Origin of the sequence: Pseudomonas sp. NPDC088444, assembly GCF_044900175.1 — a bacterium.
Classification (GTDB): Bacteria; Pseudomonadota; Gammaproteobacteria; order Pseudomonadales; family Pseudomonadaceae; genus Aquipseudomonas.
The window spans coordinates 180,252-192,684 of the sequence record NZ_JBJDNK010000009.1 but is presented as its reverse complement, the minus strand read 5'-3'; the positions used below and the strand labels follow the sequence as shown (position 1 = coordinate 192,684).

Annotated in this window: 13 protein-coding genes; 8 read left to right on the top strand and 5 right to left on the bottom strand. The window is 60.1% G+C overall.

The genetic code is table 11. The annotated features are described in order from the left end of the window. Positions 1 to 2 precede the first annotated feature (2 nt). Genes ACI2KB_RS18975 through ACI2KB_RS18960 form a run of 4 tightly spaced genes read right to left on the bottom strand, consistent with a single transcriptional unit; the run spans position 3 to position 4,480 of the window. Positions 3 to 1,019 (bottom strand): hydrolase, encoded by a 1,017-nt coding sequence (locus ACI2KB_RS18975; RefSeq protein WP_404636747.1) that lies wholly within the window; start codon positions 1,017 to 1,019, stop codon positions 3 to 5. Beyond that, entirely contained in the window at positions 1,003 to 1,623 is a 621-nt protein-coding gene (gene rsmD / locus ACI2KB_RS18970; protein ID WP_404636745.1) for a 16S rRNA (guanine(966)-N(2))-methyltransferase RsmD, read from the bottom strand. Before rsmD ends, ACI2KB_RS18975 begins: the two co-directional genes overlap by 17 nt. Beyond that, entirely contained in the window at positions 1,623 to 3,131 is a 1,509-nt protein-coding gene (locus ACI2KB_RS18965; protein WP_404636743.1) for a M16 family metallopeptidase, read from the bottom strand. Before ACI2KB_RS18965 ends, rsmD begins: the two co-directional genes overlap by 1 nt. Continuing rightward, positions 3,128 to 4,480, bottom strand: a complete 1,353-nt coding sequence (locus tag ACI2KB_RS18960; RefSeq protein WP_404636741.1) for a M16 family metallopeptidase — start codon at positions 4,478 to 4,480, stop codon at positions 3,128 to 3,130. Before ACI2KB_RS18960 ends, ACI2KB_RS18965 begins: the two co-directional genes overlap by 4 nt. A gap of 294 nt (positions 4,481 to 4,774) precedes the next feature. Here ACI2KB_RS18960 and ftsY point away from each other — a divergent pair, with 294 nt between their 5' ends. The 4 genes from ftsY (at position 4,775) to rpoH (ending at position 8,997) form a co-directional block, all read left to right on the top strand. After that, complete coding sequence (gene ftsY, locus ACI2KB_RS18955) at positions 4,775 to 6,307, top strand: signal recognition particle-docking protein FtsY (RefSeq protein ID WP_404636739.1); 1,533 nt, start codon at positions 4,775 to 4,777, stop codon at positions 6,305 to 6,307. Next, positions 6,304 to 6,975, top strand: a complete 672-nt coding sequence (ftsE, locus tag ACI2KB_RS18950) for a cell division ATP-binding protein FtsE (protein ID WP_108237657.1) — start codon at positions 6,304 to 6,306, stop codon at positions 6,973 to 6,975. Before ftsY ends, ftsE begins: the two co-directional genes overlap by 4 nt. Then, entirely contained in the window at positions 6,972 to 8,003 is a 1,032-nt protein-coding gene (gene ftsX / locus ACI2KB_RS18945) for a permease-like cell division protein FtsX (RefSeq protein WP_404636736.1), read from the top strand. The genes ftsE and ftsX overlap by 4 nt, the downstream gene beginning before the upstream one ends. Positions 8,004 to 8,142: 139 nt before the next feature. Continuing rightward, positions 8,143 to 8,997, top strand: coding sequence for an RNA polymerase sigma factor RpoH (gene rpoH / locus ACI2KB_RS18940; protein ID WP_404636734.1), 855 nt, complete (start codon positions 8,143 to 8,145; stop codon positions 8,995 to 8,997). Between the two features lie 117 nt (positions 8,998 to 9,114). Here the strand turns inward: rpoH and mtgA are convergent, their stop codons facing one another. Then, positions 9,115 to 9,825: a monofunctional biosynthetic peptidoglycan transglycosylase gene (gene mtgA / locus ACI2KB_RS18935; protein ID WP_404636732.1), complete on the bottom strand. Its 711-nt coding sequence runs from the start codon at positions 9,823 to 9,825 to the stop codon at positions 9,115 to 9,117. 71 nt (positions 9,826 to 9,896) lie between these two features. On the opposite strand from mtgA, the gene ACI2KB_RS18930 reads away from it, so the two are divergent. The 4 genes from ACI2KB_RS18930 to trmB all read left to right on the top strand — a co-directional run bounded on the left by ACI2KB_RS18930 (position 9,897) and on the right by trmB (position 12,208). Beyond that, the gene (locus ACI2KB_RS18930; RefSeq protein WP_404636730.1) at positions 9,897 to 10,280 is read left to right on the top strand and encodes a DUF423 domain-containing protein; all 384 of its coding nucleotides are present in this window, start codon (positions 9,897 to 9,899) and stop codon (positions 10,278 to 10,280) included. A gap of 93 nt (positions 10,281 to 10,373) precedes the next feature. Beyond that, the gene (gene thiS, locus ACI2KB_RS18925) at positions 10,374 to 10,574 is read left to right on the top strand and encodes a sulfur carrier protein ThiS (protein WP_404636728.1); all 201 of its coding nucleotides are present in this window, start codon (positions 10,374 to 10,376) and stop codon (positions 10,572 to 10,574) included. Between the two features lie 70 nt (positions 10,575 to 10,644). After that, positions 10,645 to 11,439 (top strand): thiazole synthase, encoded by a 795-nt coding sequence (locus tag ACI2KB_RS18920; protein ID WP_108237662.1) that lies wholly within the window; start codon positions 10,645 to 10,647, stop codon positions 11,437 to 11,439. A 55-nt stretch (positions 11,440 to 11,494) separates the two neighbouring features. Beyond that, entirely contained in the window at positions 11,495 to 12,208 is a 714-nt protein-coding gene (gene trmB / locus ACI2KB_RS18915) for a tRNA (guanosine(46)-N7)-methyltransferase TrmB (protein WP_404637015.1), read from the top strand. The last annotated feature ends 225 nt before the right edge of the window (positions 12,209 to 12,433 follow it).

Below are 12,433 nucleotides of genomic sequence, written 5' to 3'. Positions count from 1 at the left end.
GATCAACGAGTAGCGTCTTTCCCATGCACATCCACCAACCACTGTGGTATCCGCTGCTCCAGGTAGTAAACCGGCTTTCTGAGCGTACCCCCGACAAAGCCCACATGCCCGCCATGTTCCTGAAGATCGAATCGGGTGCTTGCCGACAGCTCGCTGAGGGCGGGCAGGCTGTGTTTGAAGACGAACGGGTCATCCGACGATTGCACCAGCAACGTTGGGGTGCGGATCGCGCCGAGGAAGTAGCGGCTCGATGCCTTGCGATAGTAATCCTGCGCGTCGTCAAAGCCATTCAGCGGTGCAGTCACGCGGCCATCGAAGTCCCAGAACGTGCGCAGGTTGTCCAGTGAACCCAGTGCCGCCAGCACGGCGAGTCCTTCGTTCATGCCTTCGTGCTGAAATCGACGCTGCTTGTCTCTGATGTAGCCCACCATTTCGCGCATGAAGTGTCGTTGATAGACCTTGGAGAAGCCCAGCCCGATGCGGTCCGCACACTCATCCAGCCGGAAGGGCACCGACACCGCTGCCGCGCCCTGCAACTGACTGTCCAGCCCGGATTCGCCCAAGTGCTTGAGCAGAATGTTGCCGCCCATCGAGTAACCCACGGCATACAGCGGCGCCAATGGGCGTGCTCGGCGAATGTGGGCGATGACCGCTGCGAGGTCATCACTGACGCCCGAGTGATAGCTGCGTGGCAGCAGATTCGGTTCGCCCGAGCACCCGCGCCAGTTCAGGGCGACACTGGTCCAGCCGTGCTTTTCCATCGCACGTTGCAGCCCGACCACGTAGTGCGAGTTGGATGACCCCGTCAGCCCGTGCAGTACCAACACCACGGGCACTTTGGCGTCATGGGGCCCATGCCAGTCGAGATCGAGAAAGTCACCGTCGTCGAGCCAGATACGCTCGCGTCGTCGCTCCAACGAGGGGATTGAGCGCCAGATCGGCCCCCACATGGTTTGCAGGTGGGGGTTGCCGAGGCCGAACGCTGGAGCGAACGGGCCGCTGTCAGTTGGCGTGGCCACTGCGTTCCCACAAGGCGTAATGCACCTGACCGGTCTTTTTTTCCCGGTGCAGGCGCCAGTTGCCCGGCATGCCCAGCGTCGACGGAGCCGTCTCGCTTTCGGTGTAAACCCAGGCGTCGTTTGCCAGCCAGCCGCGTTCTTCGAGCAGCGCGCACGCTGGCGTCAGAAGGTTCTGGTGGAAGGGTGGATCGAGAAAAACCACGTCGAACGCTTCGGCGGGCTGCGTCTCCAGGTAACGCAGTGCGTCGCCGGTGGAGGTCTTGCCGACGGTGCAACGCAGTGTGCCCAAGTGCTCACGCAGGCTGGAAATGGCCGCCGAGTTGGCGTCCAGCGCCAGACCCAGGCTGGCGCCTCGCGACAGCGCTTCCAGAAACAGCGCGCCGCTGCCCGCGAACGGGTCGAGCACGCGAGCGCCTTCGATGTAAGGCGCCAGCCAGTTGAACAGGGTTTCCCGGACCCGGTCTGGCGTCGGACGCAGGCCCGGCGCGTCAGGGAAACTCAGACGCCGACTGCGCCATTCGCCGCCGATGATCCGCAACTGGCCCAGGCCTGTGTGAACTTTGGGGCCTTTGTGAAGGCGCGGCGGCTTGGAAGTCGAGGTCATCAATGCTCCGGAACGCCGAGGGGTTGTTCGGCGGGTCTATCAGTGGGGGGTGGCAGAGGCTTCTGCGGGACAGTGGGGCCCGCGGTCACGATCACCAAGTTGTCCACGTTCAGGTGTTTGTTCATCACCGCCTTGATCTGCTCGACGGTGACGCTCTGGGATTGCGTCATGAAATCTTCGAGGTAGTTCAGCGGCAGATTATAGAAGCCAATCGCCCCCAATTGGCCAACGATTGCCGAATTGCTGGCGGTCGACAGCGGGAAGCTGCCCGCGAGTTCCCTTTTGGCGTCGTCGAGTTCTTTCTGGGTCGGGCCGTTGGCAAGGAAGTCGCGGGTAACGTCCTTGACCAGCTTGAGCGTGTTCTCGCTCAGTTCGGCGCGGGTTTGCAGGCCGATCATGAACGGGCCTTGCGCCTGCATCGGCGTGAAGCCTGACGACACACCATAGGTCAGGCCGCGCTTCTCGCGCACCTCCGTCATCAGGCGGCTGCCGAAACCACCACCGCCAAGGATCGAGTTACCCAGCGACAACGCGGCGTAATCCGGATCGGCGCGATCAATACCCAGCTCAGCCAGCATCAAGTGAGTCTGCTTGGACGGGAACTCGATATGGGTTTCGCCCGGCTTGGGGGCTGTCGGTGCAACGGTTTTGGCCAGCGCCGGGCCTTTTGGCAGCGACGACGACACTTGTGCGGCCACTGCTTCGGCGTCTGCGCGAGACAGATCGCCCACCAGCGCGATGACGGCGTTGCCCGCTGCGTAGGCCTTGGCGTGGAAGGCTTTCAACTGCGCGAGGGTGATCGGCGTGATGGTTTTCGCGGTGCCCATGCTTGGGTGCGCATACGGATGGTCGCCGTACAGGCGCTTGAACAACTCATCGCCCGCCAGTTTGCCGGGGTTCTGCTTCTGGTACTCGAAGCTGGCCATCAACTGATTCTTGATGCGCGCCAGTGAGTCGGCAGGAAACGTCGGTTTGCCGACCACTTCCGAAAACAGTTTCAGCGCAGGCTCGCGCTTGTCGGGAGCGCTCAGGCTGCGCAGCGAGGCCAAGGCCATGTCGCGATAGGAGCCATTGCCGAAGTCCGCGCCGAGGTCTTCGAACCCCGCAGCGATGGCGCTGACGTCTTTGCCTTTGACGCCTTCATTGAGCATGGCATTGGTGATCAGCGCGATGCCCGGTGTTGCGCCGTCCTGGCTGCTGCCGGCGGCGAACAGCACGCGCATGTCGAACATGGGCAGTTCGTGGGCCTCGACGAACAGTACGCGCGCGCCTTCAGCGGTGTTCCACGACTGAATATTCAACGCGCGGCGGGCGGGCGCCTTGCCATCGAGTTCCTTGAGCGATTGCAGCGTGTTGGCCGCTTTGTCGATGGCTTTTGGCGTCTCCATGGGGGCCGACGCTGGCGTCTCGGCCATGGCCGCGACAGGGCCAAGCAGGCCAACGGTGACGGCCAGCAACAATGCTGAAGCCCTTGTTCGCGCAGAGCGGGTCTCGATGCGCTGGGTCATTGGGCTTTCTCCTCAGGCAGTACATGCGCGACGGCAAGCCGTTCGCGGGTGAAATAGGTGCGTGCCGCTTTCTGGATGTCTTCTGGCGTGACGCTTTGCAGCGCAGCCAGTTCGCCATCGATCAACCGCCAGGACAGACCGACGGTCTCCAGTTCGCCAATGGTGCTGGCCTGGCTGGTGATGGAGTCGCGTTCGTAGACGAGGCCTGCAATGACTTGCGCGCGAACACGCTCAAGCTCGGCTTTGGTGGGTGGCTTGGTCTTCAGTTCGTTCAGCAGGCGCCAGATACCGGCCTCGGTGTCCGCCAGGGTTTTCTTCTTCTGCATGTTTGGCGTGGCGCTGATGGTGAACAGGCTGTCGCCTCGGGTGTAGGCGTCGTAGTTAGACGAAGCACCGGTGACCAATTCTTCCCCGCGTTCGAGTTTCGACGGAATGCGCGCGCTGTAGCCGCCATCGAGGAGCGCCGAGATCAGCCGCAGGGCGTTCACCGATTGTGGGTCCGTGGCCGTGGCCAGGCTCGGTACGTTGAAACCGTACATCAGGCTCGGCATTTGTGTGGCGACGTGAACGGTGATCTGGCGCAAACCGGGTTCAGGCAATTCCAGTGGTTTTTTCGACGGTGGCACGTCGCGACGAGGGATCGGCCCGAAGAAGCGCTCGGCCAGCGCTTTCACTTCATCGGGTTGCACGTCGCCGACCACCACCAGTGTGGCGTTGTTCGGCACGTACCAGGATTCGTACCAGTGGCGCAGTTCCTCGACCTTCATGCGGTCCAGGTCAGCCATCCAGCCGATGGTGGGCGTGTGATAGCCGCTGGCCGGGTAGGCAATGGCCTTGAAGCGCTCATAAGCCTTCGCGTTAGGCTTGTCGTCGGTGCGCAGGCGGCGCTCCTCCTTGATGACTTCGATTTCCCGAGCGAACTCTTCCGGCGGCAGGCGCAGGCTGGCCATGCGGTCGGCTTCCAGCTCGAAAGCCACGCTCAGACGGTCGCGGGCCAGCACCTGGTAGTAAGCGGTGTAGTCGTCGCTGGTGAAGGCGTTCTCTTCAGCGCCCAGATCGCGCAGGATCAACGATGCCTCGCCGGGGCCTGCTTTGGAGCTGCCCTTGAACATCATGTGTTCCAGCGCGTGGGACAGGCCTGTCTGGCCGGGCGTCTCATAGCTGGAGCCGACTTTGTACCAGACCTGCGAGACGACGACCGGCGCGCGGTGGTCTTCGCGCACGACCACCTTCAGGCCGTTTTCCAGCGTGAATTCGGTAGTGGGTTGAGGATCGGCGGCAACAGCAGCGAGGGGCAAACACAATGTACCGAGCAAAAAGCCTGCGGCACGGCGGGCGAGAGCATTCATTCGTAATTTGAACCTTCGAGACGGCCTGCGTGAACTTAGCGTCGGCGGGCGCGGGGGTGTTAGGATAGCGGCCAGTTTGCTCGCCGACCACGACTAAGATGTAGGAGTTTTCGGATAAGCGATGGCCCATGAGCTGAAACCAGCGCATGCGGCTTCACGCTTCGAAGTGATTTCAGTATCGTCCTGCGCCGGGCCAGCTGATGAACGAGCGGACTTAAAAACAGTCTGTTTCGCATACAGAATTTTTCAGAGGCGCCGGTCTGGCGCGTCGCTACCTTGAGATAGCCGTCCTCCATGTTTGGTTCCAACGACGACAAGAAGACCCCAGCCCAGGCTGGCGAGAAGAAAGGCCTGTTCGGATGGCTGCGCAAAAAGCCGCAGGAAACCGTCGCCGAACAGCCAGCAGAATCCCCCGTTGCAGCCCCTGAGCCTGTCGTTGAGTCGACTTCGCCCCTCGCCGAGCCGCAAACGCCTCCGACCATTCCGCCCACCAGCCCTGCATCGCACACCTTTGTTGCGCCTGAGCCGGAACATGCTGTCGACGCACAGCCTGCCGCCGAGCCTTGGCTGAAGCTGCCTGTTGCCGAAGAGCCGGTCGCGCTGACCGATGAGAGCGAACCCCATGTGACGCCTGCGATTCCAGCGCACACGGCGTCGCACGTGCCGACAGCGGTTGCAGCTCCTGCACCCTCTCCGGTTGTCGAAGCGCCCCCCGCGATCGAGCCGGTGCCCGTGGCGCTGCCGGATCCTGTCGCCGGCAACGATTTGCCTGCCCTGACGCAACCCGCATCCGTTGTCGCGCCGACGCAGCCAGCGCCGGTAGTCGAAACATCGCCAGCTCCTATTGCTGCCGAACCGCCGGTCCCGTCGCCTGTTGAGCCAGCCCAGCCTAAACAGCCCGGCTTCTTCGCCCGCCTGAAACAGGGCCTGTCGAAAACCAGCGCCAGTCTTGGCGAAGGCATGGCCAGCCTGTTTCTGGGCAAGAAGGCCATCGACGACGACATGCTCGACGAGTTGGAAACCCGCTTGCTCACCGCCGATGTTGGCGTTGAAGCAACGTCGCTGATCGTGCGGAATTTGACGCAGAAAGTGGCGCGGAAACAGCTGACCGACAGCGATGCGCTGTACAAATCGTTGCAAAGCGAACTGACGGAAATGCTCAAACCGGTGGAAGCACCGCTGGTGATCGCCGCCGAGCACAAGCCGTTCGTGATTCTGGTCGTCGGCGTCAACGGCGCGGGTAAGACCACTACCATCGGCAAGCTGGCCAAAAAACTTCAGCTTGAAGGCAAGAAAGTCATGCTCGCAGCGGGCGACACCTTCCGTGCCGCAGCGGTCGAACAGCTTCAGGTCTGGGGTGAGCGCAACAAGATTCCGGTCATTGCCCAGCACACTGGGGCTGATTCGGCTTCGGTGATCTATGACGCCGTTCAGGCCGCCAAGGCCCGTGGCATTGATGTGCTGATCGCTGACACGGCGGGTCGCCTGCACACCAAAGACAACCTGATGGAAGAGCTGAAAAAGGTTCGTCGTGTGATCGGCAAGCTCGACGAAGCGGCGCCACACGAAGTGCTGCTGGTGCTCGACGCGGGCACTGGCCAGAACGCCATCAATCAGGCCAAGCAATTCAACCAGACCGTCAACCTGACGGGCCTGGCGTTGACGAAGCTCGACGGTACGGCAAAAGGCGGAGTGATCTTCGCGCTGGCCAAGCAATTCGGACTGCCGATTCGTTACATCGGTGTCGGCGAAGGCATCGACGACTTGCGGACTTTTGAGGCTGAACCCTTTGTTCAAGCCCTATTCGCCGAGCGGGAGCGCACATGATTCGTTTCGAACAGGTCGGTAAACGCTATCCGAACGGACACGTCGGCTTGCATGAGCTGAGCTTTCGAGTGCGTCGTGGTGAATTTCTGTTTGTAACCGGTCACTCCGGTGCCGGTAAAAGTACCCTGTTGCGTCTGCTGTTGGCGATGGAGCGCCCCACCTCGGGCAAGCTGTTGCTGGCCGGACAGGACCTGGGCCAGATCAGCAACGCGCAGATCCCTTTCTTGCGTCGTCAGATCGGCGTGGTGTTCCAGAACCACCAGTTGTTGTTTGATCGCACGGTGTTCAACAACGTCGCATTGCCGTTGCAGATCCTCGGGCTGTCGAAGGCCGAAGTCACCAAGCGTGTGGATTCTGCGCTGGAGCGCGTTGCGCTGTCCGATAAGGCCGAGCTGTACCCTGGCGACCTGTCCACCGGTCAGCAGCAGCGCGTCGGTATTGCGCGTGCCATCGTTCATCGCCCGGCGTTGCTGTTGGCGGACGAACCAACCGGTAACCTCGACCCTCGGCTGGCGGCAGAAATCATGGGTGTGTTCGAAGACATCAACCGACTGGGCACCAGCGTGCTGATTGCCAGTCACGACCTCGCATTGATTGCCCGGATGCGCCATCGCATGCTCACGCTTCAACGCGGCCGACTGATCGGTGATGGGGAGGCTGGCGTATGAGTGCCACTCGCAGTCCCAAGGTGTCCGAACGCGTCGCGCCCAAGGCCGCCGAGCCGGGGCCACAGAAACAGAAAAAGAAACGCCACGATGACGACGACGGCCCGAGTTTTGGCGAGTTGTTCAACGCCTGGATCGAGGCTCATCGCTCCAGCATGGCCGACAGCCTACGCCGTCTGGGCAAACAACCGATTGGCAGTTTCTTCACCTGTCTGGTGATGGCCGTTGCGTTGAGCTTGCCCATGGGCTTGTCGTTGCTGTTGAGCAACGTCGAGCGCTTGGGTGGATCGTGGCAGCGCGCCGCGCAAATTTCGCTTTATTTGCAACTGGATGCGTCGCCAAGCGAAGGGCAAAGTCTGGTCAGCCGGATCAAGGAGATGAACGGTGTCGCCGAAGCGGAGTACATCTCCCGCGATCAGGCATTGAACGAGTTCCAAAAGCAGTCGGGTCTGGGTGAAGCCCTCAAGGAGTTGCCGGAAAACCCGCTGCCTGGCGTCGTGCTGGTGACGCCACTGGAAGTTGACAAGGCGGGGCTTGAGGCATTACGTACACAACTCGCTGAACTGCCCAAGGTGCAACAGGCGCAACTGGATCTGGTCTGGGTCGAGCGGCTGGCAGCGATCCTCAAGCTGGGTGATCGCTTCGTATTCGGTTTGACGGTGCTGTTGGTTGTCGCATTGTTATTGGTGATAGGCAATACCATCCGTCTTCATATCGAAAACCGCCGCACAGAGATCGAAGTGATTAAACTCGTGGGCGGCACCGACAGCTATGTGCGCAGGCCCTTCCTTTATATGGGCGCGTTGTATGGCTTCGGCGCGGGGATCTTCTCGTGGGGCATCCTGGCCTTTGGTCTGGACTGGCTCAATGAGGCGGTCATCCGCTTGGCAGGGCTGTACGGCAGCAATTTCTCGCTGGCCGGTGTGCCAGTGGCTGATGGTCTGTCACTCTTGCTAGGGGCTGTGTTGTTGGGGTATATCGGTGCGTGGATTGCGGTTGCGCGTCACCTGAGAGAGCTGGCGCCGCGTTGAGTGTTAATGTTGGGTTCATGTTTGTAGCGTAAATTTTGTTTCATCTATTGACTTTTCAACTTAAGGGAACTTGTTTCGCGGTCCCCGGTCAATTTCGCAGTGCTGAACTGCACGAGTCATGTGTAGGAGGTTTTTTCGTATGACCAATTCTTTGCAACCTGCTTATGCCTTGGTTCCGGGTGCAAACCTGGAAGCCTATGTGCACACGGTGAACAGCATTCCATTGCTGACTCCCGAGCAGGAGCGTGAACTGGCCGAGAGTCTCTATTACGAGCAGGATCTAGGGGCGGCTCGGCAGATGGTGCTCGCCCACCTGCGTTTTGTCGTGCATATCGCACGCAGTTATTCCGGTTATGGACTGGCTCAGGCTGACCTGATCCAGGAAGGCAACGTCGGCTTGATGAAAGCCGTGAAGCGTTTCAACCCAGAAATGGGCGTTCGTTTGGTGTCGTTCGCTGTGCACTGGATCAAGGCCGAGATTCACGAGTTCATCCTGCGCAACTGGCGCATCGTGAAAGTCGCGACCACCAAGGCCCAGCGCAAGCTGTTTTTCAACCTGCGCAGCCAGAAGAAGCGTCTGGCCTGGCTGAACAACGAAGAAGTGCATCGCGTAGCGGAAAGCCTTGGCGTTGAGCCGCGTGAAGTGCGCGAAATGGAAAGCCGTCTGACGGGCCAGGACATGGCGTTCGATCCGGCGGCGGAAGCGGACGACGACAGCGCATTTCAGTCGCCAGCCAACTATCTGGAAGACCATCGTTACGATCCGGCGCGTCAGTTGGAAGACGCCGATTGGTCTGATAGCTCGACGGCGAACCTGCACGAAGCGTTGAGTGTGCTTGATGAACGCAGTCGCGACATCCTTTACCAGCGCTGGCTGGCTGAGGAAAAGGCAACGCTGCATGACCTCGCCGAGAAGTACAACGTCTCTGCCGAGCGTATTCGTCAACTCGAAAAGAGCGCGATGAACAAGCTCAAGCTATCGATTGCAGCGTAAGCGACCAACCGAAACGAAAAACGCCCCGAGATGATCGGGGCGTTTTTGTTTGTGTAGTTGCCTAATCACCTGTAGGAGTGAGCTTGGTCTGGGCGGCACTTCTACAGGTTTGTAATTTCACCACTTACGGCTGTGATTCAACCCCACCAGATACTCATCCCCACCCAACTGACGCATCTGCTGGCGAATCCACCCGGCACGTTGTGATACGTAGCTGCTCGGATGGCTGGCGCTCCAGACCCGTGGGTTGGGCAGTACGGCGGCAAGGTAGCTGGCCTGCTGCATCGACAGTTGGCTGGCATTCACGTGGAAGTGGTGCTGAGCCGCTGCCTGGGCGCCGAACACGCCGTCGTCCCATTCAACGCTGTTGACGTAAACCTCAAGAATCCGCTGCTTGGACCAGAACACTTCGATCAACGCCGTGAACCAGGCTTCCAGCCCCTTACGGAAGTAGCTGCGACCCGACCACAAGAACAGGTTTTTCGAGACTTGCTGGCTCAGGGTGCTGGCGCCGCGAATTGAGCCGCCTCGTTCGTTGTGAACCAGTGCGGCCTGGATGGCGTCGATATCGAAACCCCAGTGCTCGGCGAATTTCTGGTCTTCACCCGCAATGACCGCGACTTTCAGATCGTCGGAAATTTTCTCCCACGGCTCCCAATCACGTTGCAGATCGATGGGTTGACCATCGAACCAGGATTCAACCTTGCGCTCGACCATCAACGCCGTAAAGGGCGGAGGCACGAAACGAAAAATCAAAACCAGCACGACACTGGCCACTGCGAACCAGAGCAGGCCTTTGGTGATACGACGAAGAAAAAAACGCAGCATAGAGATGGCTTGGCCGAACCCGTTGAGCGGGCCATTATACAGATCACGCGCCATTGAACCTGGAGTTACACATGCTTCGAACCTTTCTGATGTTGGCCGCTTTCTTCGGATTCACCGGTGTTGGGCTAGGCGCATTTGCTGCCCACGGCTTGAAAAACCGGCTAACCCCGGAATACCTGGCGATTTTTCATACCGGTGTGCTGTACCAGTTGATCCATGCGCTGGCGATCTTTGGCGTCGCGATTCTCGCTACGCAGATTCAGGGGCGGCTGGTCAGCTACGCCGGTATAGCATTTACGCTGGGCATTCTGTTGTTCTCCGGCAGCCTCTATGCCCTGACCCTGACGGGTGTCAGCAAGTTGGGCATCATCACGCCGATTGGTGGCCTGTGTTTCCTGGTCGGTTGGTTCATTTTGGGCTGGACCGCGTGGCGTTTGGGCGTGGATACCCTTTAAAGGGTTGCGCATGACGAATGGCGCTGCTTTGCCTTTTTCATCCTGACTGATCGGGCTAGAATGCACGCCCCCTAAAATGATGGCTGCCTTCGCATGCGCATTCAGTTGAACGGTGAATCCTACGAACTGCCCGACGGCGAGACCGTTGCGGCGTTGTTGACCCGTCTGGACCTGGCCGGGCGTCGAATTGCGGTCGAGCTCAATCTGGATATCGTGCCGCGCAGCCAGCATGCTTCCACGACGCTGAACGAAGGTGATCAGGTCGAAGTGGTGCATGCCATCGGCGGCGGCTAGGCCTTTCAGCCTCGCGCTGCTGCCCGATCCAGAAGAATTGCAAGAACCTCAACCATAAAGAGGATTTCCAATGAGCAACGTTCGTAGCGACAAGCCGTTTACCGTGGCCGGTCGTACTTTCCAGTCGCGCCTGTTGGTCGGCACCGGCAAGTACAAGGACATGGAAGAGACCCGTCTGGCCATCGAAGCCTCGGGTGCCGAGATCGTCACCGTCGCCGTGCGCCGGACCAATCTGGGTCAAAACCCGGGCGAACCGAACCTGCTCGACGTGCTGCCGCCGGACCGCTACACCATCCTGCCGAACACCGCAGGTTGCTACGACGCCATCGAAGCCGTGCGCACCTGCCGCCTGGCCCGTGAACTGCTTGACGGCCACAACCTGGTCAAGCTGGAAGTGCTGGCTGACCAGAAGACGCTGTTCCCCAACGTAATCGAAACCCTCAAGGCCGCTGAAACGCTGGTCAAGGATGGTTTCGACGTGATGGTCTACACCAGCGATGACCCGATCATCGCGCGTCAACTGGCGGAAATCGGCTGCTGTGCGGTCATGCCGCTGGCGGGGCTGATTGGCACCGGTCTTGGCATTTGCAACCCGTACAACCTGCAGATCATTCTTGAAGAATCGAAAGTCCCGGTGCTGGTCGATGCCGGTGTTGGCACTGCGTCCGACGCCACCATCGCCATGGAACTGGGTTGTGAAGCGGTGCTGATGAACTCGGCCATCGCCCACGCGCAGCAACCGATCCTGATGGCCGAAGCCATGAAACACGCCATCCTGGCAGGCCGTATGGCTTACCTGGCTGGGCGTATGCAGAAAAAACTCTATGCCAGCGCGTCCTCGCCGCTGGATGGTCTGATCAAGTAAGAGCCTGTTGATGATTGATTCGCAAACGCCCGACCCACTTCCGGACGACGAAGTGATGAACGACGAAGACGGTAAAGCCCAGGGCGATGACAGCCATCATCGGCGCATCAAGAGCTTCGTGATGCGCGCCGGTCGCATGACCGAAGGCCAACAACGCGGTCTGGACCAGGGCAAGCCGCTGTTTGTCTTGCCGCTGGCGGACGCGCCGGTGGATTTCGATCAGGTGTTTGGCCGTTCCGCGCCACGCACGCTGGAAATCGGCTTCGGCATGGGCCACTCGCTGCTGGAAATGGCAGCGGCTGCGCCTGAACAGGATTTCATCGGCGTTGAAGTGCACCGTCCGGGTGTCGGTGCACTGCTCAATGGCGTGCTGACCCAAGGCCTGACCAATGTGCGAGTCTACGATTGCGATGCGATCGAAGTGCTCAACCGTTGCGTGGCCGATAACAGCCTCGATCGCCTGATGCTGTTCTTCCCGGACCCGTGGCACAAGGCGCGCCATCACAAGCGCCGTATCGTGCAGGCCGAATTCGCGGCGCTGGTGCGCAGCAAGCTCAAGCCGGGCGGCATTCTGCACATGGCCACCGACTGGGAACCTTATGCCGAATACATGCTGGAAGTGATGAACGTCGCGCCGGGTTATCGCAACTTGGCCGTAGACGGCAAATGCGTTCCGCGCCCTGCGGAGCGCCCGATCACCAAGTTCGAACGCCGTGGCGAGCGCTTGGGGCATGGGGTATGGGATCTGAAGTTCGAAAAGATCGCTTGATCTGACCGTGCTGCACCGATGAGGGTGCAGAGGTGCGCAAACCAGTGGGAGCGAATTCATTCGCGATGAGCTATTGCAGACGATAGGGATATACCGTCTGTACCGGCCAATCGTGAATGAGTTCGCTCCCACAGTCGTTCATGATCTGGATCGGTGGATTCTTGTAGGATTCATCCTTCAGCCCCTTCAAAGCGAAACTACACCCCCGTCAGAACCCTCCTGCTT